This is a genomic window from Alloactinosynnema sp. L-07 (assembly GCF_900070365.1).
GTDB lineage: Bacteria > Actinomycetota > Actinomycetes > Mycobacteriales > Pseudonocardiaceae > Actinokineospora.
In genome coordinates this window covers 3038281-3064618 of sequence record NZ_LN850107.1, presented here as the reverse complement: position 1 = coordinate 3064618, position 26338 = coordinate 3038281, and the positions used below count along the sequence as shown (strand labels likewise).

General features: G+C 68.1%; 19 protein-coding genes and 1 pseudogene. 6 read left to right on the top strand and 14 right to left on the bottom strand.

The features are described 5' to 3' along the window. Positions 1-22: 22 nt before the first annotated feature. Positions 23-571: pseudogene (locus BN1701_RS37275) on the top strand (RNA polymerase sigma factor); the annotation flags it as partial. A gap of 828 nt (positions 572-1399) precedes the next feature. Beyond that, entirely contained in the window at positions 1400-2014 is a 615-nt protein-coding gene (locus tag BN1701_RS13530; protein WP_054048859.1) for a glyoxalase, read from the top strand. 88 nt (positions 2015-2102) lie between these two features. On the opposite strand, the gene pulA is transcribed toward BN1701_RS13530, so the two are convergent. The 4 genes from pulA to BN1701_RS13510 form a co-directional block, all read right to left on the bottom strand. Further along, positions 2103-7817, bottom strand: coding sequence for a pullulanase-type alpha-1,6-glucosidase (gene pulA, locus BN1701_RS13525; RefSeq protein WP_054048857.1), 5715 nt, complete (start codon positions 7815-7817; stop codon positions 2103-2105). A gap of 37 nt (positions 7818-7854) precedes the next feature. Next, positions 7855-8712, bottom strand: coding sequence for a carbohydrate ABC transporter permease (locus BN1701_RS13520; protein WP_054048854.1), 858 nt, complete (start codon positions 8710-8712; stop codon positions 7855-7857). Continuing rightward, positions 8709-9680, bottom strand: coding sequence for a carbohydrate ABC transporter permease (locus BN1701_RS13515; protein ID WP_082859842.1), 972 nt, complete (start codon positions 9678-9680; stop codon positions 8709-8711). Before BN1701_RS13515 ends, BN1701_RS13520 begins: the two co-directional genes overlap by 4 nt. Before the next feature lie 362 nt (positions 9681-10042). Next, entirely contained in the window at positions 10043-11323 is a 1281-nt protein-coding gene (locus BN1701_RS13510) for an ABC transporter substrate-binding protein (protein ID WP_231949591.1), read from the bottom strand. 260 nt (positions 11324-11583) lie between these two features. Between BN1701_RS13510 and BN1701_RS13505 the strand changes: the two genes are divergently transcribed. Next, a complete protein-coding gene (locus BN1701_RS13505) occupies positions 11584-12660 on the top strand; it encodes an ABC transporter ATP-binding protein (protein ID WP_054048848.1) in 1077 nt (358 codons plus the stop codon). A gap of 57 nt (positions 12661-12717) precedes the next feature. Here BN1701_RS13505 and BN1701_RS13500 read toward each other — a convergent pair whose 3' ends face one another. After that, on the bottom strand, positions 12718-13761 hold the full coding sequence (locus BN1701_RS13500; RefSeq protein ID WP_054048846.1) for a LacI family DNA-binding transcriptional regulator: 1044 nt from the start codon (positions 13759-13761) through the stop codon (positions 12718-12720). A gap of 1 nt (position 13762) precedes the next feature. Next, positions 13763-15382, bottom strand: coding sequence for a glycoside hydrolase family 13 protein (locus tag BN1701_RS13495; protein ID WP_054048844.1), 1620 nt, complete (start codon positions 15380-15382; stop codon positions 13763-13765). Positions 15383-15607: 225 nt separating this feature from the next. On the opposite strand from BN1701_RS13495, the gene BN1701_RS13490 reads away from it, so the two are divergent. After that, positions 15608-17425, top strand: a complete 1818-nt coding sequence (locus tag BN1701_RS13490; protein WP_082859841.1) for a carbohydrate-binding module family 20 domain-containing protein — start codon at positions 15608-15610, stop codon at positions 17423-17425. Between the two features lie 416 nt (positions 17426-17841). Beyond that, a complete protein-coding gene (locus BN1701_RS13485) occupies positions 17842-19089 on the top strand; it encodes an acyl-CoA dehydrogenase family protein (protein WP_054048842.1) in 1248 nt (415 codons plus the stop codon). Positions 19090-19100: 11 nt separating this feature from the next. Here the strand turns inward: BN1701_RS13485 and BN1701_RS13480 are convergent, their stop codons facing one another. The 7 genes from BN1701_RS13480 to BN1701_RS13450 all read right to left on the bottom strand — a co-directional run bounded on the left by BN1701_RS13480 (position 19101) and on the right by BN1701_RS13450 (position 24276). Then, positions 19101-19673, bottom strand: a complete 573-nt coding sequence (locus tag BN1701_RS13480) for a GAF domain-containing protein (RefSeq protein ID WP_157367967.1) — start codon at positions 19671-19673, stop codon at positions 19101-19103. 13 nt (positions 19674-19686) lie between these two features. After that, positions 19687-20277, bottom strand: coding sequence for an ATP/GTP-binding protein (locus tag BN1701_RS13475; RefSeq protein ID WP_054048840.1), 591 nt, complete (start codon positions 20275-20277; stop codon positions 19687-19689). Further along, positions 20255-20620, bottom strand: a complete 366-nt coding sequence (locus BN1701_RS13470) for a DUF742 domain-containing protein (RefSeq protein ID WP_231949590.1) — start codon at positions 20618-20620, stop codon at positions 20255-20257. The genes BN1701_RS13475 and BN1701_RS13470 overlap by 23 nt, the downstream gene beginning before the upstream one ends. Positions 20621-20631: 11 nt before the next feature. Then, positions 20632-21051, bottom strand: coding sequence for a roadblock/LC7 domain-containing protein (locus BN1701_RS13465; RefSeq protein ID WP_054048836.1), 420 nt, complete (start codon positions 21049-21051; stop codon positions 20632-20634). Beyond that, positions 21036-22628 carry a sensor histidine kinase KdpD gene (locus BN1701_RS13460; RefSeq protein WP_157367966.1) on the bottom strand — a complete coding sequence of 531 codons (1593 nt, stop codon included), beginning with the start codon at positions 22626-22628 and terminating at the stop codon, positions 21036-21038. Before BN1701_RS13460 ends, BN1701_RS13465 begins: the two co-directional genes overlap by 16 nt. A 523-nt stretch (positions 22629-23151) precedes the next feature. Beyond that, on the bottom strand, positions 23152-23550 hold the full coding sequence (locus BN1701_RS13455; RefSeq protein WP_157367965.1) for a DUF3592 domain-containing protein: 399 nt from the start codon (positions 23548-23550) through the stop codon (positions 23152-23154). A 156-nt stretch (positions 23551-23706) separates the two neighbouring features. Then, positions 23707-24276 (bottom strand): TetR/AcrR family transcriptional regulator, encoded by a 570-nt coding sequence (locus BN1701_RS13450; protein WP_054048829.1) that lies wholly within the window; start codon positions 24274-24276, stop codon positions 23707-23709. 67 nt (positions 24277-24343) lie between these two features. On the opposite strand from BN1701_RS13450, the gene BN1701_RS13445 reads away from it, so the two are divergent. After that, positions 24344-25309 (top strand): alpha/beta hydrolase, encoded by a 966-nt coding sequence (locus BN1701_RS13445; RefSeq protein ID WP_157367964.1) that lies wholly within the window; start codon positions 24344-24346, stop codon positions 25307-25309. A 16-nt stretch (positions 25310-25325) separates the two neighbouring features. Here the strand turns inward: BN1701_RS13445 and BN1701_RS13440 are convergent, their stop codons facing one another. Continuing rightward, positions 25326-26078, bottom strand: coding sequence for a universal stress protein (locus BN1701_RS13440; protein ID WP_054048827.1), 753 nt, complete (start codon positions 26076-26078; stop codon positions 25326-25328). Positions 26079-26338 lie beyond the last annotated feature (260 nt).

Genomic DNA, 26338 nt, shown 5'->3' with positions numbered 1-26338 from the left:
GTGTCAGTTGAAGGGGTGGTCGATGAGCAAAGACACGGGCACGAAACCCGACACCTTGGAAGGTTTGGGGGAGCAGGACAGGTACTCGGCCTATCTGCGCGCCGCGCAAGGCGGAGACCGCTCGGCGCTGGATGTCCTGGTCGCCGAGTTGACCCCGCTCGTCTGGCACGTGGCGCGAGGCGGCGGACTTGACCGGAACGCCGCCGAGGACGTCGTTCAGACTGTCTGGCTCACGCTGTTGCGTCACCTCGACCGGCTCGCCGAGTCCAGGGCCTTGGTCGGCTGGCTGATCACCACGACGCGGCGGGAGGCCAGGCGGGCCCGAGCGTACGGGGCACCCCCGGCGTCGGCCGAGCTGGTGATCGACGACTCGCCGCTGAGTGGCCAGTCGGACCAGTACCTGTGGGTGGCCTTCCAGCGGTTGCCCCAGCGCTGCCAGGAGCTGCTGCGACTGACGGTGCTTGCCGGACGGGCGGAATATCGTGTGGTCGCCGACGCTTTGAACCTGCCCCTCGGCAGCATCGGTCCGACCCGAGGGCGCTGCCTCAACGCCCTGCGGGCTCTGTTCGACGAAGTCATTGCCGAAGTCCGGGTGGACGTGCCGTCCGACATCTCGACGCTGCGATTCCTGGATGAGGAGAAGGTTCCGCAGGTCGCTATCCCCACGGAGCCGGACGCCGACGACCTGACGATCCCGATCACCATCTACCTCGCCGACGAGGCGGGCCATGAGCGGGTCGAAGCCGAACTTGAGGTCCTCCTTCGGACGGCCGGACTCGAGATGGCCGATCGCGACGACCCCGTCCTCGGCTCGTGGTTTCGACGCATGCGAGCGCGCACCCGCGACGTCGCGCGCTCTCCAATAGCTGGCGAGGCCGCAGCGGTCGCCATGCACGCCGTCGAATCCCGCGGCGTGCTCGCCCACGACGCGAACGTGACCGCCACGCTCATGCAGAACCTCGGCCCGCTTCTCACCTCACTACAGTCCACAAAGGATGCCGTGATCAGGGTCGGGGCGCTCCTTGTCGTGAAGGTGGAGTGGGTGGTCGCCGTGCACCAGCTGACCTCGGTCCAGCAGCTTCGCCTCGACCACCAGCCGCACCTGCTGACCTCACCGAGAGACATCCTGCACGCGCTGCACCTGTCCTCAGACCCCGCGACACCCTCGTTGGCGAGTTCGAACGGCAAGTGGATTCCGTCCGGGGAACCAGGGGACCGCGATCCGTCGCTCACGCGTGGTGCGCAGATGATTACCGAAGGTCAGGGAGGACACCCCGAGCAAAGTCAGGCGTAGCGACCCAGACCGATCAGGAATCGAGAAGCGAAGCCTCAGCGCCGAACCTAGTGTTGCCGCCATAGACGACGTCGGCTACGACGGGCAGCGACCTAAGGAACAGCCATGACCTCCATCAAATCCATCACCCTCGAAGTACCCGACCCCGCGCTCGCCGAAGCCTTCTACAAAGAGGCATTCGGTCTTGACACCCAAGTGCGCCTACGGGCCTCGGAAGCGCCGACGACCGGCTTTCGCGGGTTCACGCTCTCGCTCACCGTGTCCCAGCCATCCATCGTCAAGGGACTCATCGGCGCAGCCCTCGACGCGGGTGCCACGTCGCTCAAACCGGTCGCGAAGTCGTTCTGGGGCTACGGCGGGGTCGTGCGGGCGCCGGACGGGTCGATCTGGAAGGTCGCGACGTCGGCGAAGAAGGACACGGGCCCGGACGCCCGGAAGATCGATGAGATGGTGCTCCTGCTGGGCGCCGAGGACGTGGCCGTGAGCAAGCGGTTTTACGTCGACCACGGACTCGCGGTGGCGAAGAGCTTCGGCCGCAAGTACGTCGAGTTCGCCAGTCCGTCGAGCCGGGTCAAGCTGGCGCTCTACGGGCGCCGCGCCCTCGCCAAGGACGCTGGCTGCCCGCCGGAGGGCACCGGGTCGCACCGGATCGTCATCGGCACCGACGCCGAGCCGTTCACCGATCCGGACGGGTTCGGCTGGGAGACGGCGCAGGCCTGACGCACTTGGGAATCAGTCGACGCGCGGCGCGGCGCGAGCGCGGGCGTCCCCTGACTCGCCCGCGCTCGCGCCACAATCCTTCGCAGGGTCAGCGCGACAGCACCACCACCGACCTCGCGGGCACCGTCACCGAGCCATCCGCGACAACCGCCCGACCGGCGTCCGTGCTCAGCGGATGCGTCGTCCAACCACTCGCGGGCACGGTTACCGTCTTCTCAGTCGGGAACGGATTCACCACGACAAGGAGCCCCTCGCGCCCCGGATCGACGTCCGTGCCCACGGTGTCGTCCAAGTGGGCCACGATCAGGCCCGCCGCGGCAGCGGGGAACGACAGTTTCGTCTGTACCGCGTCGGCGTCGGCCAGGGTGAACAGTGGTGACGACTGGCGGATCCGCAGCAGTTCGAGGGTGTCGTCGACCGCCCGGCGCATGTCAGCTGTCGCGGGGCTGACCGACGGCGTGGCCAGGACCGGTCCCATGTACGGCCACTTCGCCCGGTTGTCGGCCGCGGGCGGCAGGCCGCGGGCGAACCCGTTGGAGCGCAACGCCGGGTCGTACCGGTTGAACCAGTCTCCCGAGTCGTAGCTGTTGCGGTCCAAGGACTTCGAGCGCAGGAACTCGCTGCCCGCCAGCATGAACGGCTGGCCCTGGCCGAGGAGCACCGGGGCGTGGGCGATCTTCTGCATCCGCACCCGGTCGGCCATCGATGTCCCGACCGGCAGCTTCAACGCCAGTGCGTCGAACAGGGTCTCGTTGTCATGGGCGTCCGAGTAGGTGATCACCTCTCCCGGCGAAGCGGTGTAACCCGCAGGCGAGCCGTTGTAGGACACGTCGCGTCCGCGCACGACCGGGCCCGCCGTGGAGCGGAAGCTGAAGTCGGCCAGGTTGCCCGACATGCCCAGCTTCACCAGGTCGGAGTAGTTGACCAGGCGGGCGGCCGGGTCGCCGTTGGCGGGGGAGCCGTTGAGGTCACCGGCCAGACCGGAGGCCAAGCCCTGCACCCGGGGATCCTCGTCGAACGGGCCGCCGCCGCGCATGGCGTCGCGTTGGCGGTCGCTGAACGTGGCGATGCCGGTGCCCTCCAGGGTGGGCTGCGTGGCCTGGACGAACCGGGCGTTGCCCGCGACCTCGCCGAAGTCCCAGCCCTCGCCGTAGACCCGGATGGCACGACCGTCCACACCGTCGCGTTCGACGGTCAGCGCGTCGAGTGCGGCGCGCACGGCGAGGATGTTCGCCTTGGGGTGGTGGCCCATCAGGTCGAACCGGAAACCGTCCACTTTGTACGTTCGGGCCCAGTGTACGACCGAGTCGACCACGAGCTTGCCCATCATCGCGTTCTCCGGCGCGGTGTTGGCGCAGCAGGTGGAGTTCGCGACCGTGCCGTCGAGGGCGAGCCGCTGGTAGTAGCCGGGGACGACCTTGTCGAGCACCGAGTTCGCCGCGTCGCCCGATGCCGTGGTGTGGTTGTAGACCACGTCCACCACGACCCGGTTCCCGTTGTCGTGCAACGACTGCACCATCTCGCGGTACTGACGGGCGCGCGCCGGGCCGGACTGGGCGTCGTCGGTGGCGTAGGAGCCCTCCGGGACGTCGTAGTGCAGCGGATCGTAGCCCCAGTTGAACCCGTCGCGGGCCGCGGCGGCGCTGGTGCATTCCTGCTGTTGTGGCGAGTCGGCGGGCAACGACGCCAAGTCGCACGCTGGTCGCTGCTGGTCGGCACGCCGCTCCGGGATGCTCGCGATGTCGAACGTCGGCAGCAGGTGCACGGTGTCCATCCCGGCCTCAGCCAGCGACTTCAGGTGCTTCATCCCGACCGAATCGCGGTGCGTGAACGCGCGGTAGGTGCCGCGCTCACCCTCCGGAACCGTGTCGTCGGCGATGGAGAAATCGCGCACATGCAGCTCGGTGATGCCGTGCTCGGTGGCGTCGCCGCCGAGACCCCTGGCCACCTGCTGGTCCCAGCCCGCGGGCTTGGCGCCGTCACTGCCCAGGTCGGCGAACTGTGAGTGCGTCGAGTCGACCGACAGCGCCACCGAGTGCGGGTCGGTGACGACCACGGTCCGGAACCTGTTCTCCGGCGCCGACCACCCGGTCACCTCGAACTGGTAGTAGAAGTCCCGCCAAGCCCCGCTCCCCGTCCAAGATCCCGTGACATCGTCGCGGCGCAGGTCGACGACCTGCGACGGCTGGGCGTCACGCGCGGGGGAGGTGGTGCCGAACAGCCGCAGCTTGACCGACCGCGCGGTCGGCGCCCACAGCCGCGTGCTCACCTGGTCACCGGAGAAAGCGGGCCGGTAGCCGTGTTTCGCCGCCTCCGACCCGTACCGGTCGTCCAGGGCGCCCGCGATCTGGATGCCCGTGGCGTGCCGGACCGCGCCGCTCGCGTCGACGTGGACGGCGGCCTGTTGCGCGCGCAGCGCCTCATCGATCCGCCCGGCGTCGGCCGCGCGGACCTGGAATGTCGGCTTCCCCGCCAGGTGCGGGAACTTGGTCGCCAGATCGCCCGACAGGGCACCACTCGGCTGCAAGCGCAGGACCTTGCCGCCCTGGACCTGCCCGTCGACCACCGTGATCCGGCCGTCGGCGTCATAGCGAACGTGATAGCCGTCCGTGCCGACCACTGGGACGTCCCAGATCAGCCGGTCGCGGCTGACCCAGATCGCCTTCGCCTTGGCCAGGTCGATGTCGGCGGCCGGAGCGGTCGACGGCGGCAGCACGTAGTTCGCTGAGCCGTCCGGGCGCGCGGAGCCGGAGATGAACCACACCTCGTGCCCGGTGCCGCCGACATCGAGGAACTGGTCGCTGCCCGGGTCCTTGGTGTCGCCCTTGTGGATGATGTTGCTCAGCCCGGCCGCACCCGGTGCCAGCGGCACCGACCAGTGGATTCCGAACCCGTCACTCCCGTCCGCCGGTCGCGACTGCGTCCAGCCTGGGCTCGGTTCCAACGAACCCGTCCAGTGGTATAGCACCCAGTCGGTGTAGTCGCCGTCCGGCCGCGAATAGTGGATCACCGCCCGGTTCTCGGCGGCGGCCAGGCTCGCGTGCACGGCGGGCGAGCCTTCGCGGACCCATGCCGCCGCGCCCGTGAGCTTGCCGGTCATCACCGTGCTCGACCCGTTCACCACGGCGAAGTCCAGCGGTGTCGCGGTGGCCGGGATCTCCGCCACCGCGCCGAACGCGGCGCGCCCGGACAGCGGCACATCGGCCTGGCCCGGCACCCGCACCGCGAAGCCGCTGTAGTCGCCGGACGGACGCTGGAAGTGCACGGTCGCCTTGCCGGTGGCCGCCACCTCACTCGGGTACTGCGTGTCCTGCCCTTGCTTGAGCCACACCTGTGGGGTCGCGGCGGGCGCGGCGAACCGGTCGCCGCCGTCCTTCTCGTCGCCCTTGTGCGTGATGAACCCGACCTGCGTGGCCCCCGGCTTGAGCTTCACCCAGGCGAACCGGCCATAGCCGGTCTCACCGGCGAAGGGCAGCGGGGTGCTCCACTCGGTCGGCGTCTCGACATCACCCCACACGTGCAGACCCCAGCCCGCGTAGTCGCCAGCGGGCCGGTTGTAGTGCACGACCAGCCAATCCGGGCTCTGACCGGGCCCACCCGGCGGCGGGGGAGCCGCGACCAGCGTGACGGCGGCGCCGTCCGCGCCGAGCGCGCCCGCGCCGTCCTTGGCCACCACCCGGAACTCGACCTTCTTGCCGACCGCCGCGCCGCCGAGCTTGGACACGTCGGCGAACACCCGGTACGGCGCGGAGTCGTCGGTGCCGAGCACCGTCCACTCAGTCGTTCCCTCGACCCGCGCGGCGAACGTGGCCTGCGCGAACGGCGACGTGATGCCGTCGGCCCGCACCTCGACCCGGTCGTCCAGCACGGTGCCGACCGCGGGCGCGACCAGCGTCGGCGCCGGGGTCGCCACGGGCAGGCGTTCTGTCGAGGACAGGACCACTGCGGAGAACGCGGGCACACTCACCTTGATCTTGCCGTCAGTCCCGCTGGTCGGCGCTGTCCCGCGCGAGGGCAGTTGGGTGCGGAACTTGCGGCCGGGCGCGCCGACGGGCACATCCACCGTGCTCGGTGTCGGACCCGCATTGGCCACCACCACGTACTCGCGCTGATCCCGCCGGGTGATCCGGCTGAACGCCAGCGTGTCACCCTCAGCCAGTCGCAGCACCTGGTTGCCGTCCGCCCAGACCGGGTCCCGGTCGACGAACCTCGCCAGGTTGGCGAGCTGGCGGTACAGCGGATGGGAGGTGACGAAGTTGTCCTGCGCGCCGGTCCGGTCACTGCCGACGAACTTCTCCGCCATGTACTCGGGGGTCCGGCTGGCGAACATGTCCTGCCGGGCTACCTTGTCGCCGCCGCTGCCCGCGAAACCCTGCTCGTCGCCGTAGTAGACGACCGGGTTGCCGCGCCACAGGTACATCAGCGTGTTGCCCAGCTTGAGCCGCCGCAGCAGCTCGTCCTCGGTGATGCCGGGCCGTTCCTGGCGCAGCATCCAGGCCATTCGACCCATGTCGTGGTTGCCGAGGAAGGTCGGCAGCGACGCGGCGTTGGAGTCGGCGTCGGTGTACTGGTCGTCGGCGAGCAGCACCTCGGCCAGCCGCCCGGAGCCCTTGCCGGACAGGAAGTCCAGCGCGCCGCTCTGGAACGGGAAGTCCAAGGTCGCCTGCATGCGGCCGGTCGTGGTGTAGGAGGAAGTCAGTGCGGTGTCGGAGCTGAACACCTCACCGAAGACGAAGAAGTCCTTCTTGCCGCGCGCGTTCGCGTACGCCTTCACGTGCGGGGCGAGTGCCTGCCAGAACTCCATGTTCACGTGCTTGACCGTGTCCACGCGGTATCCGTCGATGCCGAGCGTGTCGATCCACGTGGTGAAGATCCGCTTCATGCCGTCGACGACCTTCGGGTTCTCGGTCATCAGGTCGTCGAGGCCGAAGAAGTCGCCGTACTCGTTGGACTCGCCGCTGAACGTCGAGTTTCCCCGGTTGTGGTAGAGCGCCGGGTCGTTGAGCCAGTCAGGCGTTTTGGCGTTCGCGTCGGCGGGGGAGCGGAACTTCGGGGTATAGGGGAACGACGACGCCGGGGCCAAGGCGGGGAAGTCCGGCTTTCCGGCGGTGGCCTTGATGTCGACCACGTTGCCTTGGGCGTCGAGGTACGGCTGCGCGCCGGTGCCGAGGTAGTCGTACTTGCCCTCGGTGTAGTCGATCACGTCGGCGGTGTGGTTCGCGACGATGTCGAAGAAGACCTTCATGCCCTTGGCGTGCGCGTCGGCGATGACCGCGCGCATGTCGTCGGTGGTGCCGAAGTGCGGGTCGAGCCTGGTGAAATCGGTCGTCCAGTAGCCGTGGTATCCGGCGGAGACGTCGTCGCCACTGCCTTGGACCCATTGGTTGGCGAACATCGGCGTCATCCAGATCGCCGTGATCCCCATGCCCTTGAGGTAGTCCAGTTTGGACCGCAGGCCCGGCAGGTCGCCGCCGTGGTAGAAACCCTTGTCCGCCGGATCGAACCCGGTCTTCAGCCGGTCGGTCTCGGCGGACCCACCGCGGTCGTTGCGGGGGTCGCCGTTGGCGAACCGGTCGGGCATCACGAAGTAGAACCGCTCACCGGACAAGTCGTCGCGCAGCGCGTCCTTGGCCAGCTTCTTGTCACCTGACCGGACGCCGGGGGCGATGTCTACGATCTCGCCGATGGCTAGCCGGGCGGCCGGTTCGGCCGCGGTGGCCGCTCCGGTGATGGTGGGCAGCAGGGGAACGGCCAGTGCCGTGCCGAGGATGACAGCGAGAACCGCGTTCGCGCGTCGACCCATCACATTCTCCTTGTGGTAGAGGAATCGCGTCGCTGAGCTACTTGACCCCGCCCGCGGTGAGACCCGCGACGATCCGGCGCTGGAACAGGAGCACGAGGATGACCAGTGGGATGGTCACGATGACGCCCGCGGCCATCTGGGTGCCGAAGGGTGCGTCGAATTGGGTGGTGCCGGTGAATTGGCTGGTGATGACGGGTGCGGTTTTGAGTTCTTTCTTGTTGACCACGGACAGGGCGATGATGAATTCGTTCCAGGCGGCGATGAAGGTGATGATCGCGGTGGTGAAGACGCCTGGGGCGGCGAGCGGGAGGATGACTTTGCGGAAGGCTTGGGCCGGGGAGCAGCCGTCGATCTGGGCGGCTTCTTCGAGTTCGATGGGCATTTGGCGGAAGAACGCGGTGAGGTTCCAGACGGCGAGCGGTAGGGCGAAGCTCATGCTGGGCACGATCATCGCTTGGTAGGTGTTGATCCAGCCGATGCCGCTGAACAGTTCCAGCAGTGGGATGAGCAGTGAGATGCCGGGGAACATGCTGGTGGTGATGATGACGGCGAGGACGAGGTTCTTGAATTTGAAGTCCAGGCGGGCCAAGGCATACGCGGTCAGGGTGCCGATCAGCAGTACGAGGACGGTGGTGACGCCGGCGACGAGGAAGCTGTTGCCCAGGGCGCGGAGGAAGCCGTTGTTCGCCGAGAACGCGGCCTCATAGGAGTCCAGCGACAGGGGAGCGGGCACCGCGGACGAGTCGAAGATGTCGTTGGTGCGCCGCAGGCTGGACACCAGCATCCAGTAGAACGGTGAGAGGCAGTACAGGACGATGGCGGCGATGCCGAGATACGGTGCCCACCACCAGCGGCCGCGGGCATTGGCCGGTGGGCGTTGCAGGGTGGCGGTCATCGGCTCTTCCTTCCGGTCCGGGCCCCGACGACGTCGGCGCCGAGCAGCCTGACGAACGCGAAAGCGACGGTGGCGACGTAGAGGAACAGGAACACCGCGTAAGCGGAGGCCGGGCCGTATTTGCCGAACTTCACCGCCTCCTCGAACGCGAGGACGGTGACGGTGTCGGTCGCGTTCTTCCCCGGCCCGATCAAGGTATAGGGCAGGTCGAACATGCGCAGGGTGTCGAGGATGCGGAACAGCACCGCGACGAGCAGCGTCGGCCGGACGAGCGGCAAGGTGATGGCCCAGAAGGTCTTCCATGGCGACGCGCCGTCGAGCTTGGCGGCCTCGTAGACCTCGTTGGAGATCACCTGCAGGCCGGCGAGCACTAGGAGACCGATGAATGGCGCGGTTTTCCAGGTGTCGGCGATGATGACGGCGAACCATGCCTGGATCCCGTCGGTCGTCCATAGGACCGCTTCGCCGGGCAGTAGGTCGTTGGCCACACCGTCAGCTTGGAAGATCCAGCGCCAGAGGATGCCTGCGATCGCGGTGGGCACGGCCCAGGGCACCAGGATGCTGGCGCGGACGAGGGCGCGGCCCTTGAAGGCCTTGTGCATGACCAGGGCCATCAGGACGCCGAGCACGACTTCCAGGGTGACCGCTACGACGGTGAAGGTTGTGGTGTTCCAGAGTGCGTTGAGGAAACGGTCGGCGGTGGGGCCGGTGAACATGTCGGTGAAGTTGTCGATGCCGACGAAGGTGTCGCCGGTTTGGCGGAGGCCGGTTTCGGGGTCTATGCCGTCGTTGCGCTGGTAAAAGGCCAGGCGTAGTGCGGAGATGATGGGGTAGGCGACTACTAGGCCTAGTACTAGCAGGGTGGGGGAGACCAGGAGTGCTGCCAGGCGGTTCACTCCGGCGTTTCGACGCGTCTTGGGGGGAGCGGGCGGGTTGGGGTGGGGTGGGGCGTCTAGGAGCGTGGCCATGGGGGATCTCCAGGCTGCGGCGGGCGAAGGGGCGACGGATCGAGTGGGCTCGTCCGTGCTTCGACTGCTGGGTCGCTCCCTCGTTTTTTAGCGTCTTATCCGGAAACAGCGCTGTCAAGGGCGCCTGCGGCGTCGCTGCGCGATCAGCGAGCTGACCCTTGACAGCGCTGTTTCCGGATAAGGGATTGCCGGGACGAGGGTGCAGGGGGAAATACAGGGATCAAGGGCAGGACCAAGGGCAGGACCAAGAGCAGGGATCGAGTGCGGGGACCTGCGGTCCTTAAAGGACTGGCGCGGGTGTCCTTGCAGGGCAATGGTTGCCGCCAGGGATCCGGGTGGGGCGGATCCCTGGCGGTGCCCGGTCAGTTCTTGGTGAGGCTTTCCAGCTTGGTCTGCAGGGTGGCCAGTGCTTCGGTGCTGGTTGCCTTGCCGCTCATCGCCGAGTAGGCCGCTTCCTGGATGGCGGAGGAGACTTCCTGGTACTTGACGACGGCCGGACGCTTCTTCGCCTTCTCGATCGACTTCTTCAGCTCGGTCAGGTATGGGAACTTCGCCACGAGGTCGGCCTCGTCGTAGAGCCCGGCCCACGTCGGCGCCTGGCTGGTCTTCTCCAGGTTCGCCCGCTGCTGCTTCTCGTCGACCATGTACTTGATGAACTCCACCGCGGTCTTCTTGTTCTTCGCGAACGAGCTGACGGCGAAGTTGTGCCCGCCGAGAGTCGAGGAGCCCGGCCCGTCCATGCCCGGCAGCGGTGCCACGGCGAACTTGCCCGCGACCTGCGAGGAGCCGTCGGTGGCGTTGGCCTTGGCGTACTGGTAGGGCCACTGGCGGTGGAAGATCAGCTCACCGGCCTGGAAGGCGCGGCGGCCTTCCTCTTCCTTGAAGGTGCGGGCCTTGTCGGCGATCTTGCCGCTCTTGACGCCGTTGACGAGGAAGTCCAGGCCTGCCTTGGCCTTGGCGGTGTTGACGTTGGGTTTGCCGTCGTCGCCGACGACGTCGCCGCCCGCGGAGTTCACTGCTTCGCTGAAGTTGACTGTGAGGCCTTCGTACTTCTCGAACTGACCGGCGTAGCAGGACAGGCCGGGGTTCGTGGCGATGACCTTGTCGCAGGCGGCGGTCATCTCGGCCCAGGTCTTGGGTGCTGCCACGCCTGCAGCGTCGAGGAGGTCCTTGCGGTAGTACAGCAGGCCGCCGTCGCTGGTGGTCGGGACCGCGTAGAGCTTCTTGAAGTACTTGCCCGTCTCGACGGTGGCGGGCAGCAGCTTGTCGAGCGGGAACTCGCTCTCGGGCAGCTGGGCCACCCACTGGTTGGCCGCGAACTCGGCGGTCCACACGACGTCGAGGTTGAGGACGGTGTACGCGTCGGACTTCGTCGTCGCGTTCTGCACCATCTGCTGCCGCTGCGCGTCGGCGTCCTCCGGCAGCTCGATGACGGTGACCTTCTCGTTCGGGTGCGCGGAGTTCCACCCGTCGACCTGGTTCTGCAGGTTCCCCGACGTGTCCTTGCCCGTCACCAGGGTGATCGCACCGGTTCCTTCCAGTGCGCCGGGCGCGGGGCTCGTCGCGCCACCACCGCCCGTCTCCGACGACCCACACGCGCTGACACCCAAGATCAGGGCTGCCGCCAGCGCGGCACCGCGCACGGCACGACCTTGTGTTACCACGACGCCTCCAGAATTGATTCAGAACGGCCGGACCGGCCCGGGCCTGCTCGTTGTTAAGCGGACTTTCCACGGAGGTTGCGGCTAAGGGAATGTCGAAACCGCATCCGTTACCGTTTCGAGACCAAAACCACAGCAAGGCCGTCATGAAGTTGCAGAAATTCTTGCAGAACCCTGGTGTTCGCCGGGCGGATGCGGCATCCTGGCCGCTCGGCCGCCCAAATGGACGCAAAGGATGTGGCATGGCCCAGGTCAGTTACGACAGCGCTTCCCGGGTATATCCGGGCACCTCGCCGGTTCGAGCGGTCGACCAGCTCGACTTGTCCATAGAGGACGGCGAGTTCCTGGTGCTGGTCGGACCGTCGGGTTCCGGCAAGTCGACCGCGCTGCGCATGTTGGCGGGCCTGGAGGACGTCAACGAGGGCGCCATCCACATCGGCGACCGCGAGGTCACCCACGTCCCGCCCAAGGCCCGCGACATCGCCATGGTCTTCCAGTCCTACGCGCTCTACCCGCACATGACCGTCGCGCAGAACATGGGCTTCGCACTCAAGCTCCAGGGCCTGTCGAAATCGGCCACCGCGGAGAAGGTCGCCGAGGCCGCCCGCCTGCTCGACCTGGAGAAGTACCTCGACCGCAAACCCAAAGCCCTCTCCGGCGGCCAGCGCCAGCGTGTCGCCATGGGCCGGGCCATCGTGCGCGACCCCGCCGTGTTCCTCATGGACGAACCACTGTCCAACCTCGACGCCAAGCTGCGCGTGGAGACCCGCGCCAACATCGCCGCCCTCCAGCGCAGGCTCGGCACCACCACGATCTACGTCACCCACGACCAAGTCGAGGCGATGACGATGGGCCACCGGGTCGCCGTGCTCAAGGACGGTCTCCTGCAGCAGTGCGACACCCCACGCAACCTCTACGATCGCCCCGCGAACGCCTTCGTCGCGGGCTTCATCGGCAGCCCCGCCATGAACCTGCTGACCGTCCCGGTATCCGGCGGCGTGTTCCGACTCGGCGACGTCGACATCCCGCTCCCGCGCGCTGTCACCGCTCCAAAGGTCACCGCGGGCATTCGGCCCGAATCGCTCGCCCTCGCCCCGCACAGCGCCCACGGCGTCAAACTCCTCGTCGAACTCGTCGAGGAACTCGGCGCCGACGCGCTCGTCCACGCCTCCATCTCGGCCGCCCCCAACAGCCCCCGGATCGTCATGCGCGTCGACGGCCGCACACCCCCGGCGCTCGGCGAGGTCGTCAACGCCACCCTCCGCCACCCCGAGGAGGTCCACCTCTTCGACGCCGAAACCGGCAGGCGCCTGGTCTGACGATGCCGAAAGGGACCCGCGACCGGGGGGTGGTCGCGGGTCCCTTTCGCGTGTGTCCTACTTGGCGGGAGCCGCCGCCGTCGAGCCGCGCACCACCAGCTCCGGCATGAACACGTACTCCGCGTGCGGTGCCGGTGTGCCGGTCACTTCCTCCAACAGCGCGTTGACCGCCGCCTGGCCCATCGCCTCCACCGGCTGACGCAGGGTGGTGAGCGGCGGGTCGGAGAAGACGATCAGCGGCGAGTCGTCGAAGCCGATCACCGAGATGTCGCGCGGCACCTGCAGCCCGCGGTGTCGGGCCGCCCGGATCGCCCCGAACGCCATCAGGTCGCTGCCGCAGATGATCGCGGTGCATCCCCGGTCTATCAAGGCGTTCGCCGCCGCTTGGCCGCCCTCGACGGTGAACAGCGAGTGCTGCACGAGCCCCTCGGCCTCCTCCGCTGACATGGGCAGCGCCTTGCGCATGTGCTCGACGAAACCCTGGATCTTGCGCACCACCGGCACGAACCGGCGCGGTCCCACCGCCAGACCGATCCGCTGGTGGCCCTGCTCCACGAGGTGCTGGACCGCCAGCCGCATGGCGGCGCGGTCGTCGGTGGAGACGAACGGCGCCGACACGTGCTCGGTGTAGCCGTTGATCATCACGAACGGGACGCCCCGCCCGCTGAGCTTGACGTAGCGGTCCATGTTCGCCGTGGAGTCGGCGTGTAAACCCGACACGAAGATGATCCCGTTGACCCCACGCTCAACCAACGTGTTCGTCAGTTCGTCCTCTGTGGACCCGCCAGGGCTCTGCGTGCACAGCACGGGCGTGTACCCGTCGCGGGTCAGCACCTGCTCGATGACCTGCGCGAACGCCGGGAAGATCGGATTGCTGAGCTCCGGGGTGATCAGGCCGATCAGGCCCGCGCTGCGCTCCTGCAGCCGCGCGGGCCGCTCGTACCCGAGCAGGTCCAGCGCGGCGAGGACGGTCTGCCGCGTCGTGGTGGACACGCCCGGTTTGCCGTTGAGCACCCGGCTGACCGTCGCCTCGCTCACCCCGGCCTGGACGGCGATGTCGCTGAGCCGGGCGGTCCCACCCGCGGCCGATGCCTGGGCCATATCAGTCCTCCCACCACACGGCGGTGTCCGGCGGCAGCAGCACGTCGCCGCTGTCCGACCCGAGCGGCCCGGAGGCCAACAGCACGGGTCCAGCCACCACGGCGCTCGCCGGGGTGGCACCAAAGTTGACTGCGCAGTGTAACCGGCGCCCGGTGGTCGGGTCGACACGGGCGAACCGCAGCACCGGGGCGTCGCCATCGTGCCACTCGAGCGTCGGTCGTTCGCCCAGCGCCGGGTGCTCGCGCCTCAGCCGCAGCGCGGCGCGGTAGAGCTCCAGCGTCGATTCCGCGACTCCGACCTGCGCCTGGACCGACAGTTCCGCCCAGTCGGCGGGCTGGGGAAGCCACGGCGTCGAACCGTCCGGGCCAAACCCGAGCGCGCTGCCCTCGGCCGTCCACGGGATGGGCACCCGGCACCCGTCGCGACCACGCTCAGTGCGCAGCGAGCGCTCCCACATCGGGTCGCGCAGGGCGTCCTCCGGCAGGTCCAGCACCTCCGGCAGGCCCAGTTCCTCGCCTTGGTAGACGTACACCGATCCGGGCAGCGCCAGCGTCAGCAGCGCCGCCGCCCGCGCCCGGCGCAGTCCGACCTCGCCGTCGCCGTATCGGGTGACGTGCCGCTGCACGTCGTGGTTGGACAGCACCCAGGTGGTGGGCGCGTCGACCGGCGCCATCGCCGCGAGCGAGTCGGTGATCACCTCGCGCAGCGCGGGCGCGGTCCATTCCGTGCTGAGGTAGTGGAAGTTGAACGCTTGGTGCAGCTCGTCGGGGCGCACGTAGCGCGCGGTGCGGCCCGCGCCGGGCGTCCACGCCTCGGCGACCCCGATGCGCGGGGGCTCGTAGGTGTCGAGCACCTTGCGCCACTCCCGGTAGATCTCGTGCACGCCGTCCTGGTCGAAGTACGGCAGCGGGCGGGTCTCGATGAGCTTGCGCTGGTCGAGCGCGCCGACGTCGGGCATGCCGTCCTGCTTGATCATTCCGTGGGCCACGTCGACCCGGAACCCGTCGACACCGAGGTCGAGCCAGAACCGCAGCACGCCAAGGAAGTCCTCGTGCACGTGCGGATTGTCCCAGTTCAGGTCCGGCTGCGCGGAATCGAACAGGTGCAGGTACCAGTCGCCGTCGGGCAGCCGGGTCCAGGCGCCGCCGCCGAAGAGCGACTCCCAGTCGTTGGGCGGCAGGTCGCCGGACGCGCCGCGGCCGGAGCGGAAGACGTAGCGGTCGCGCTCGGGGGATCCGGGGCCCGCGGCGAGCGCGGCCTGGAACCAGGCGTGCTCGGATGAGGTGTGGTTCGGCACCAGGTCCACGATCACCTTGATGCCCAGCCGGTGCGCGTCGGCGATCAGTCCGGCGGCGTCGTCCAGCGTGCCGAACAGCGGATCGACGTCGCGGTAGTCGGCGACGTCGTAGCCGCCGTCGGCCATCGGCGACGGGTAGAACGGCGTGATCCACACGGCGTCGACGCCGAGGTCGGCGAGGTAGGGCAGCCGGGCGCGGATGCCCGGCAGGTCACCGATCCCGTCGCCGTCGCCGTCGGCGAAGCTGCGGACGTAGACCTGGTAGATGACGGCGTCACGCCACCAGCGCCGATCGTCGCGCGGCTGCCTGTCTTCCCTGGTCATAGCAACTCTCCCCTGTTTGTGGCCGGTCATGTGTGTGCCCCGACGCTAGCAGCGCTTGCAGGATTGCCGAAAGAGTTTGCAAGACATCTGGCCGACATGTGCTCAGAAATCGGTCCAGATGGCTGTGAGCTGGGTGTTGACTTGCTGGTCACACAGAATTTACGCTGCAAGCCGTTGCGCAACGCTCAAACCTCCTTGATCTAGTTGACTGTCAGGAGAACCAGAGTGCGTCCCAAATCCTTACGAGCAGCCTTGCTGGCCGCCGCGGTCGTGGCCTCGTCGACCGCGGTGCTTACCGCGGTCGGCTCGTCCGCCGGGGTGGCCGTCGCCGACGCCGGGGTGGCCAACGGCGACGTGATCGCCAATCTGTGGGCGTGGAACTGGCGCTCGGTCGCCACCGAGTGCACGAACGTGCTGGATCCGGCGGGCTACGGCGCGGTGTGGGTGGCCCCGCCCGCCGAGTCGCTGAGGCGGCCCGACGGGGTCTGGTGGGACATCTACCAGCCCTACAGCTACAAGCTCAGCGGTCGGTTCGGCACCCAGGCCGAGTTCGCCGCCATGGTCAACGCGTGCCACGGCGCGGGTATCAAGGTCTACACCGACGCGGTGATCAACCACACCGGCGCCCAGACCGGGGTCGGCTACGACGGCACCACACTCACCGACAAGTACGACCCGGTGATGTTCGACCGGGGCGACTACAACGTCGACGTCTGTCCCCGGTCCATCAGCAACTGGGGCAATACGTGGGAGGTGCAGAACTGCGAACTGCTCGACCTGCCCGACCTGAAGACCGGCAGCTCGTCGGTCCGCTCGAAGATCGCGGGCTATCTGAACGCGCAGATCGCGCTGGGGGTGGACGGATTCCGCGTCGACGCCGCCAAGCACATCCCCAGCTCTGACATGTCGGCGATCGTCGACCAGCTCGCCAACACCCCCTCGGGCGCGCGTCCGTTCATCTTCCACGAGGTCTTCCCCGGCCCGACGCCCCAGCCGAGTGACTACTACAACACCGGGCGGGTCCTGGACTTCACCTACGCCGACAAGATGAAGGGCGCCTTCCAGGGCGACATCGCGAGCCTGTCATCGTTCGGCCCGAGCTGGGGCATCCTGCCCGCGGCCAACTCGGTCTCGTTCGTCACCAACCACGACACCGAACGCGAGCAGCGGCACCTGTCCTATAAGGATGGTCCGGCGGCGAAGCTGGCCAACGTCTTCCAACTCGCCTGGAAGCACTCCATTCCGACGGTCTACGCGGGTTTCGAGTTCAGCAACAAGGACCAGTCCCCGCCCAGTTCCAATGGCTTCGTCACCGACACCAACTGCTCCAGTGGCTGGCACTGCCTCAACCGCGACCCGGCGGTCGTCGGCATGGTCGGCTGGCACAACGCGGTGGGCACCGCGGACGTGGTCAACTGGCAGTCCCCGGCCTCCAACGTCATCGGCTTCGGGCGCGGGACCGCGGGCTTCGTCGCGATCAACAACAGCGGGGGCGCCCACACCTGGCAGTACACCACGGGCCTGCCGGACGGCTCCTACTGTGACGTGATCACCGCCTGCGCGTCCAGGGTGACCGTCACCGGTGGTCGGGCCACGGTCACCGTCCCGGCCAAGAGCGCCGTCGCGTTCCACCGGGGCGCGGTCGGCGACCCGACTACCACCACCAACCCCACCACCACCAATCCCACTACCACCACCAACCCCACCACCACTACTACCACCACCACACCCCCCGCTCCGGTCACCGGCGCGTACACGATCCAGGCCCACACCAATTGGGGCCAGAACGTCTACATCGTGGGCAGCGTGCCCGCGCTCGGCAATTGGAACCCGGCGAACGCGGTGCCGCTGACCACCGACTCGTCCACCTATCCGAGGTGGCGGGGTTCGAGTAGTTCGCTGCCCGCCAGCACGCGGATCGAGTACAAGTTCGTCATCCTGGAGCCGGGCAAACCCGTCATCTGGGAAACGGGCGCCAATCGCGTCGTGACCACGCCCGCCAGTGGCGAGACAGCGATCGACGGCGGCTGGTTCCGCCGCTGAACCTGATCGCCCGGACCTGTGTCCGGACACCGTTGAGCCCGCGGGGTGTCGGCTGCGCTGAGCAGCCGACACCCCGCGTTCCATTGGTTGCCTGCCTGAGTTGGTTGCGGGAATCGCACGAAACCGTCGGGTGTCAGCGCGATCAGCCCTGTCCGTAATGGACGGGTGGCCGCCATTCACAAGTATTGCCAGATGCCTGGTTCCTTATGAAACGGTTTAGAAGTAGCGCTTACCTCGCTTGGCCTGTGTCGCCGGTCATATTTATCGCTCAGAGTTAACTTACTCGTGAGTAGAAGTGGATCTTGTCCAACTGGATCACCATGTAGGTGGTACCGAATACGGAACGTCGATGGCAAAGTTACGCAGCGGTGTTAACGCCCGCACGTTGGTCGGTGACGAAACATAGGGGATGCGCTTTGAACCTCGCCGCCGAGACCCCCAGCTACTTCACCACCCGCCACCATGAAGAGCTCCGCGCCGAAGTCCGTGCGTTCGCCGAGGCCAGGGTCGCGCCGCTGGTATCCGAGATGGAGGCGTCGCGGGCGGTCCATTTCGACATGTCCAGGCTGATCGCTCGGCAAGGGTGGATCGGTGTCACCGTGACACCTCGGTATGGCGGGATGGGGCTCGGCCACCTGGCCAAGACGATCATCATCGAGGAGTTGTCGAGGGTCAGCGGCGCCATGGGTGCCATGGTGCAGGCCTCGCAGCTCGGTGTGGCGAAGATCGTGCATTTCGGTGATGAGCAACAGAAGCGGCGCTGGCTGCCCGCCATCAGCGACGGTCGGTGCCTGCCAACGATCGCGGTGACGGAGCCCGAGAGCGGCGGGTTCGTCGCGGGGATGGCCGCCACCGCCGAGCGGGTGGGCGACCACTATGTCCTCAACGGCCGCAAGGTGTTCGTCGGAAACAGTCACGTCGGGGATCTGCACGGCGTGGTGGTCCGGACCGGCTCCGGCTCGAAGGGACTGTCGGCATTCCTGGTGGAGTCCACCACGCCTGGGTTCTCCCTTGGCGAGCACCAGCCCGCGATGGGGTTGCACGGCTTCAGCTTCGGGGAGCTCATCTTCGAGAACTGCCGCGTTCCGGCCGAGAACCTGCTCGGCGTCGAAGGCGACGGGCTCGCCGTCGCGTACTCGTCGAGTGTGCTGTACGGGCGTCCCAACCTGACGGCGGTCTCGCTGGGCATCCACCGAGCGCTGGTGGAGCGGACGGTCCGGTTCGCCAAGGAGCATCAGCGCTACGGCAAATCGCTGTGTGAACTTCCTACTGTCAAACAGAAGTTGGGCCAGCTCCAGTCCCAGCTGATGACCGCCAGGCTCGCCGCGTATCACGCCGCGCATCTGCTTGACCAGGGCATCCCCTGCGACGCGGACCTGATCAACGCCAAGCTGCTGAACGTTGAGTCCTCTTTGGACGCGGCGCGCACCGCGATGGAGATCCATGCCGCCTACGGGCTCGACCCCGGCCGCCACATCGAGCGCTTCTTCCGCGACGCCAACCACATCTACGCCCCGGCGGGCACCTCGGACGTCCAGCGGCTGCGGCTGGCCGAGGTGGCGCTGGGGACCTATGAGGACCAGTGGTCGGCCCGGCTGTCCTGCCAGCTCAGGTCCAGCAGTGCCGCCCTGCGCACCGCTGCCCACCAGGAGCGCGCAGGGTAGCGACGGCTGCCTCAGCGCTGGTGTTCCCGCTGGTGGATGAGGTCGACCACCTTGGCGGCCATGGACTTGATGAGCTCCAGGCCTGGACGGCCCCACTGGCTCTCCTCGGTGGCGACCACGCAGATCGTGCCCAGCGCGGTGTCCGTCCGGTCGATCAGCGGGGCGCCCATGTACGCACGGACCCCGATGGAGTTGATGACCGGGTTGACCGCGAACCGCGGGTAGGCGCACACGTCGTCGAGCACCAAAGCCTTGCGCCGCACCACGACGTGCGGGCAGAAGCCGTGGTCGCGCGCCATCGTCCGGCTGGGCGTCGCGTTTGACGACGACTGGGCCGCCTTCATCGCGTCGGCCTTCGCGCTCGACGGGACGTGCAGACCGGCGAAGTACTGCTCCTGCTCGCCGATGAAGTTGACCATCGCGTACGGTGCGCCCGCGGCTTGGGCGAGTTCGGTGGCGAACTCGTCGAACTCCGGGTCCGGCGTGCCGCCGAGGCCGAGCTCCCCGAGTCGGACCAGCCGCCTGCCGACCTCGGGATCGTGTGGCGCGGTGAGCAGGCGCGAGTCGATCATCTCGTGGTTCATGGGTCTCCGGATCCTATGGTCGGGCCCCGGCGACAATGGACGTCGCGAGGACGGATTCGAGCAGGGCGATCAGAACCTCGCCCGCCGAGCGGTTGTCGCGGGCGTCGCAACGCACGAGCGGAACATGCGGCTTGAGCGCGAGCGCCTGCCGCACCTCTTCGTCGGCGTACCGGTAACCGCCGTCGAACTCGTTGAGCGCGACGATGAATTTGATGTCGCGCCGCTCGAAGAACTCGATGGCGCCGAAGCAGTCCTGCAGGCGCCGGGTGTCGGCGAGGACCACCGCGCCGAGCGCGCCACGGGACAGCTCGTCCCACATGAACCAGAAGCGATCCTGCCCCGGCGTGCCGAACAGGTAGAGCACCAGGTTCTTCTCGGTCAGCGAGATACGGCCGAAATCCATGGCGACGGTCGTGGTCGTCTTGTTCTCGACGCCGTAGAGGCTGTCGGTGTCGACGCTGGCCGCGGTCAGCGTTTCCTCTGTGGTCAGCGGCTTGATCTCGCTCACCGATCCGACGAACGTGGTCTTCCCAACCCCGAAACCGCCCGCGACAAGGATTTTCATCTGGATCGGGAACGTCTCATACAATCCGTCGGAGGCCATCGATCACCGCCCGCAACACCGCTGGGTCGTCGGAATAGGACTGGTTGGGCGGAAATCGGGCGATCACGACGCCCAGTTCGATCAGGTCGGCCAGCAGGACCTTAGCCACGGTGACCGGTCGCCGCAGGTGGGCGGCGACCTCGGCGACCGACGTCGGCGACTGGCACAGCCGCAGCGCCTGCGCGTGCTCGACCCCCAGCTTGTCGGGGGCGACCATCCCGCCGCCCGTCGCCCGGACCAGCGACATCAGGTCCAGGTGCGTGCTCGGCTGGGTCCGCCCGTCGGTCATCGCATAGGGACGCACGCCGAACAGGTCGGGATCCCCTTCGGGATCCTCGTCCATGCCGGTCATGGTCATCGACTTCCATTGCTCGGCGATGTCCCGACGCGGTGGCGGGCGGGGGTGACCAGGACGGCGGGAACCTGGGTGCAGAGCCGCTGCATCTCGTAGCTCAGGATCCCCGCGTCGACGTCCGGTGCGGCCAGCACCGCGAGCACGCTGCCCGTGCCCGCCGCGGTGACGAACAGGATGACCTCGTTGAGCTCGATGATCACCTGCCGGACGCCGTCGGTGCCGCCGCTGCTGAAGGTGGTGCCCACCTGGCCCGCCAGGGAGCGCATGCTGCTGGCCAGGGCCGCGAGGCGGTCCGCGCCGTCATTGTCCAGTCCGTACCAGTATTTCGGGATCCCGTCGACCGACAGCAACAGGGAGCTGCGGGTGCTGGGGACTGCCTCGACCAGGCGGCGAAGCAGCCAGTTCAGGTCGTCGGCCATGGGGTGGCTTCTCCTCGAGTAGGTCCTGTGTCGGGCTGGTCCGAAGTCGAGTCACGGTGCTGTTCGCTGATCCAGTGTTCGCGGCCCTGTTGAACGGTGGCCATCAGCTTGGTGTTGTGTCCAGGCACCGGCGCGGCGGGCATGGGCGGTTCCAACAGTTCCTCGCGCAGGTGGGTGCCCTGCCGCTGCGGCAGCGGCGGCGGCCTGCCGCCGGGCTGCTCGTAGGGGATCACCTCGTCCTGGTCCGTGTTCGCGCCTGCCCGCAGCTCGCTGTAGGACCGGCCGGGGGCGCGCACCGGAAGCTCCGGCAACTCGGTCTCCGCTATGGCGTGCGGCCGGGCGGGGGAGCGGTGCTCGGGCTCGCGTGGTTCCGTCCGGTGCCGTCGACCCGCGGGCGGGCGCTGCGCGAGGGGAGTCGGCGCTGGGGCCGGGCTCGCCATGAGGACGGGCATCGGCCGCGGCGGAGTCGTAGGTTCCGTGGGTGCCTCCGGGACCCGCTCGCGCGGCGACGGCGTCGGGCGGCGGTTCTCCTTCGGCTCGCTGAGCAGATGGGGCGGGACGACGACCGCCGCGGCGATGCCGCCGAAGATGTTCGACTGGAGTCGAACCTTGATACCGTGGCGCCGGGCGAGCTCACGCACCACCGCGAGGCCGATGCGGCCGTCGTGGAGCAGTTCGCTGACGTCGATGCGGGTGTTGCCCTCGAGTAGCTGGTTGATCCGCTCCAGGTCCTCGTAGCTCATGCCGAGGCCGCGGTCCTGCACCTCGATGGCCAGGCCCGCGGTGACCTTGTGGGCCCGCACCTCGACCTTGGGTCCGTCCGGCGAGGTGAAGCGGGTGGCGTTCTCCAGCAGCTCGGCGAGCAGGTGGATGACCTCGGCGACCGCGTGTCCGTGGATCTCGACGTCGTCGACCGGCACGATCGCGATCTGGCGGTAGTGCTCGGCCTCGGACACCGCGGCGAGCAGCACGGCGTAGACGCTGACCGGGCGGTTCGACCGGCGCTGCGGCGGTTCGCCGCCCAGCACCGCCAGGTTCTCGCCCTGCCTGCGGGCGAGGGTGAACAGGTGATCGATCTCGTAGAGCCCGTCGAGCAGGACCGGGTCCTCGTTCTCCTGCTCCAGCTGGTCGATGCGCTGGATGGAGCGGTTGATCAGCGACTGCAGGCGTCGGGCCAGCTTGACGAACACCTCGCGACGCTGCCCTGGGTCGTCACCCGGGCTGGTGGCGGACTCGTCGGTGACGGGCCACAGCGGCGCGGGCTGCGGCCGGTGGGCGACGGTCTCGAAGACCTGCTCACTCGGCGGCGCCACGAACACGGGCCGCTGCTGCTGATAGCCCTGATCGAGCGGCTGGTGGACGACCACCGGCAGGCGTCGGACCGCGGATAAGGCCGACAGCAGCGCGATGAGGACCGCGATCACGCAGCCCGCCACGACGCTGACGGAGACCACCAGCCCCAAGGACGGGTCCATGGCGAGCGCCAGGATCCCGGCCCCGCCCCCCAGCGCCACCGCCCCCATCAGCGACAATCCGGTTCGCAACAGCCGGGTCCGCAGGCGTCGGGTGGGAGTCAAGGGGTCGTGATCCGGCCGGGCGCCCCACAGTGAAGCGGGCGGCACGGACGATGGCGTGTGGGACATCGGGTCCTTCCTGCCAAAAGGCGGCCGATGGCGACGAGTAAGAGATCGAGTAAGATCAAGTATAGGTAGCGTAGCGAAACCGACCGCTGGCGGGCTGTGACGTCGGCGATGCTACCGTAGCGTCAGATGTTTCCTGGCTATACATGGAGAACATCGGCTGATGCGGAGATTGACAATTCTTGTACGGAATTGACAAGCGTCCCCCGGCGTCGCTGGCCGACATCGGTTACTTCAACAAAAGTAGCGACGGCCACTGACCACTGTGGACATTCAAGCGGGCGTTCACCAATTACGGATCTGTCACCGCCGCCGACCCCTGCCCGCACGAGAATTCGCCCAGTGTTGACCGCGAGATTTCCCGGACTGGCGTGCTCGTCGCCGCGCTCAAGCCCTGCGGCATCACGCCCACTCGGGTGTAGATGCGCTATCAGGAGGGGCACGGCGACGTGCGTGCCGGTCAGCGGCGGCGCCAGGCGAGGAGGTTGATGAACAAGCCGCTCAGGGTGGCCAGGCTCGCGAGAACGATCACGACCACATGGGCCTGGCGCGCGTCGTCGAGTGCGACGTCGGTGATGCGGCCGTCGGCGACCTCGTAGCGCACGGCCACGCGCTCACCGACCTTGTGGGCGGAGCCGGTCTCCGAGACCTTCGCGACCTCGGTGCCGTTCGGGCCGGGGAAGGACACGACCACCGAGATGCTGCGCCCGCTGGCGGTGCGCTCGGTCACCGTGCCGTCGACCGCTTGCCAGGTCGCGCGGTCGCTGACCGTCCGGATCATGAAAACCAGGAGGAGCACGGCGCCCAGCAGGAACAAGCCGACCAGCGTGCGGCCGATACTGGACCTCAGCTTCTCCACCGCGACACCCTGACCCTCCACCGCACCGGCACGACCGCCGCAGACTAGAGCATGGCAGCCTTCCCGCGACAGTCCACACCTGGCCAGCGCCCCTGGTGGCGGCGAGATCGTTCGAGTGCGCCATAGTCCAATAAGGACATGCGTTCGGCGGATAAGCTAGGCGCGGTCGGCAAAGTAGTGCAGAACCATCTCGACCAGTGCGGTGACGTCGGCCTCGACCATTGGCGCGCCGGTCATGCCCATCCGGTGCAGCAGGGTTCCGACGACGGTGTCGATCAAGAACAGGACCCGGTTCTCCGGCTCGCCGAGCGCGTCCTGCAGGGTGAACCGGTACTGGTCCTGCAACCGGGTGGACAGGACCTCGCGCAGGGCCGGGTCGCCGATAGCGTCGACGAACACGCCCGCGAACGCCGCGCCCACGCCAGGTTCGCCGATCTTCGCCGCGATCCAGCGGATGGCCGAGGACACGATCTCGGCTCGACTGGCGCCGTTCAGTGGCACCGGCCCCAACGCGTCGACGAGGCAGTCGGTGATCAGCGCGCCCTTCGACGGCCAGCGACGGTAGATCGTGGTCTTCGCGACGCCTGCCGCCGCCGCGATGCGATCCATCGTCGCGCCCGCGTAGCCCAGCTCGTGAACCGTGCTCAGCGTCGCGGCGAAGACCGTGGTGTCGATGCCGACGCGTGGGCGACCCGGCGGTCTGCCGGATGTGGTCGCTCGGGTCATGGCCACACGATAACCGTTTACGCTACGATCGGTATCGCTACTATTGGTATCGAAATTAGGGAGAAACATGTACCGGGAACGGCCGCCCCTGGGCATCCGGATGCTGCGTGCCATAGGCAAGGAACGGGATTGGCCGACGATGACGACCGAGGAACTGGTCGCATTCCGTGACGCGGAGAACCGCAAACGGTCGTCCCGTTTCGCCCGGGTGATCACGGGGCGGCCGGACCGCGGCGCGACTATTCGGTGGCAGGAGGTGAGACTGCCGGATCGCGGGCTCCAGGTCCGGGTGTACCGGCCGGCGACCGAGCAGGATGCCGACCTGCCGCTGGTGCTTCACGTGCACGGCGGCGGGTTCGTCGGCACGGCGGTGCAGAGCGATTGGGTGAACAGCCACCTCGCCGCCCGGCTGCCCGCGGTCGTCGTCTCGGTCGAGCACCGTCTTCTCGCACCGGGGACTCCGCTGTCCGCGGCCGTGGACGACGGCTGGGACGTGCTGCGGCACGTCGTGCGGCACGCCGCGGAGTGGGGTGTCGACCCGGCGCGGACCGCGGTCTTCGGCGAGAGCACCGGCGGTTTGATCGCCGCGCTGGCCGCGCTCAGGGCCAGAGAGTCCGGCCTGCTTCTGCGGGCGCAGGTGTTGGTCAACCCAGCCGTCGACCTGACCGAGACGATGTTCGACCACCCCTCGTTCATCCGGCACGCGAACAGCCCGACCCTGACCGTGGAGCAGCTGCGGCTGTTCCATCGCTTGGCCGTCCCGCCGGGAACAGATCCCCATGCGGTGTCGCCGCTGCGTGCCGACGACCTGAGCGGGCTGGCCCCGGCGCTGGTGGTGGTGCCGACCCTCGACCCGCTGGCCGATCACGGCCGCCGCTACGCCGAACGGCTACTCAAGTCCGGCACGCCCGCGCGGCTCACCGAACACGCGGGCGCGACGCACGCGTTCCTCAGCATGCCGGGCGTGGTGCCGCAGGCCAAGGCCGCGCGGGCGGAGATCACCGAGTTCCTCCGTGGCCGCTTCGATGGCTGACGGGCCAAGGTGAGGGCTATCGCCGCCGACGCCTGCCCTCAGGTCGATTCAGTGCGGCGGGCGGGCTTGTGTCCTGCCACGTGCTGTCCACGACCAGTACCGGGCACGGCGCGTGGAAGAGCGCTTCGGTGGTCACTCTTCCGAGTGAGGGTGTGCGGCCACGGCCGATGACGAGGAGGTCGGTGTCGTGGACTTTGGCGACGATCTCATGGTGTGGGCCGGGGACGTGCGTGGCAGCGGAGCTCAGGTCCGGTGCGATGCTTCGCGCGGTGTCCATGGCCCACTCGATGGTTCCGTGCGCGGGTGGGCCCGCGTGCAGGATCCGTAGGGTGGCGCCTGTTCCGCGGGCGATGCCGACGGCGCAGCGCAGGGGTGCGTCGTCGGCGGTGTCGCCGATGGCGACGGACACGGTGGTGTGGTGGCCGTGGATCGCGTCCGGATGTCCCTTGACGATCACGACAGGGCAAGCCGCCAGCGCGACCAGAGGACGAATCAGGTGGCCGAGCCCAAGGCCGGGGTGGTGTTTGCCGCGGGCGCCCACGACGATGGTCCGAGCGTCCGCACTCGCGGTGACCAGCGTCGAAAGCGGATCGAGCACATCGGTGAAGTGCGTGACGGGCAGCGTCGGGTAATTCAGCAAGGCTTGGGCGACCGTGTCGTCGACCGTCGATTGGTAGACGTGCAGCATGTCGCCCATCAGGTCCGCGTGCCGCGCCGCCCACCTGACGGCGTGATCGCCGAGATAGGAACCGTCGGTTCCGACCACCATCTTTGATGACCGTGGCGTGGACTCATGGACGCTGGACTCAGGCGCGCGGGCGACGAACAGCGTATCCGGCATGGACGTTCCTCAAGGTCGACAGCGAGGCCCCCGGGTTGCGCCAACCCACTCTGTCCTATTTCGACAGTGATCGCCATAGCGCGATGTGATCAAGTGGCGACATCGGACGTCATTGAGCGATGACCAGAACCGAAGCATCCCGAATCGGGTGATCTTTGTCCGCGATGGTGTGACACCGCTTTACGTCA

Bases quoted from the DNA above. Each gene is read 5' to 3' on its own strand.
- BN1701_RS13530 (WP_054048859.1), top strand. From the start codon at position 1,400: ATGACCTCCATCAAATCCATCACCCTCGAAGTACCCGACCCCGCGCTC.
- pulA (WP_054048857.1), bottom strand. From the start codon at position 7,817: ATGGGTCGACGCGCGAACGCGGTTCTCGCTGTCATCCTCGGCACGGCA.
- BN1701_RS13520 (WP_054048854.1), bottom strand. From the start codon at position 8,712: ATGACCGCCACCCTGCAACGCCCACCGGCCAATGCCCGCGGCCGCTGG.
- BN1701_RS13515 (WP_082859842.1), bottom strand. From the start codon at position 9,680: ATGGCCACGCTCCTAGACGCCCCACCCCACCCCAACCCGCCCGCTCCC.
- BN1701_RS13505 (WP_054048848.1), top strand. From the start codon at position 11,584: ATGGCCCAGGTCAGTTACGACAGCGCTTCCCGGGTATATCCGGGCACC.
- BN1701_RS13500 (WP_054048846.1), bottom strand. From the start codon at position 13,761: ATGGCCCAGGCATCGGCCGCGGGTGGGACCGCCCGGCTCAGCGACATC.
- BN1701_RS13495 (WP_054048844.1), bottom strand. From the start codon at position 15,382: ATGACCAGGGAAGACAGGCAGCCGCGCGACGATCGGCGCTGGTGGCGT.
- BN1701_RS13480 (WP_157367967.1), bottom strand. From the start codon at position 19,673: ATGAACCACGAGATGATCGACTCGCGCCTGCTCACCGCGCCACACGAT.
- BN1701_RS13475 (WP_054048840.1), bottom strand. From the start codon at position 20,277: ATGGCCTCCGACGGATTGTATGAGACGTTCCCGATCCAGATGAAAATC.
- BN1701_RS13470 (WP_231949590.1), bottom strand. From the start codon at position 20,620: ATGGACGAGGATCCCGAAGGGGATCCCGACCTGTTCGGCGTGCGTCCC.
- BN1701_RS13465 (WP_054048836.1), bottom strand. From the start codon at position 21,051: ATGGCCGACGACCTGAACTGGCTGCTTCGCCGCCTGGTCGAGGCAGTC.
- BN1701_RS13450 (WP_054048829.1), bottom strand. From the start codon at position 24,276: ATGACCCGAGCGACCACATCCGGCAGACCGCCGGGTCGCCCACGCGTC.
- BN1701_RS13445 (WP_157367964.1), top strand. From the start codon at position 24,344: ATGTACCGGGAACGGCCGCCCCTGGGCATCCGGATGCTGCGTGCCATA.
- BN1701_RS13440 (WP_054048827.1), bottom strand. From the start codon at position 26,078: ATGGTGGTCGGAACCGACGGTTCCTATCTCGGCGATCACGCCGTCAGG.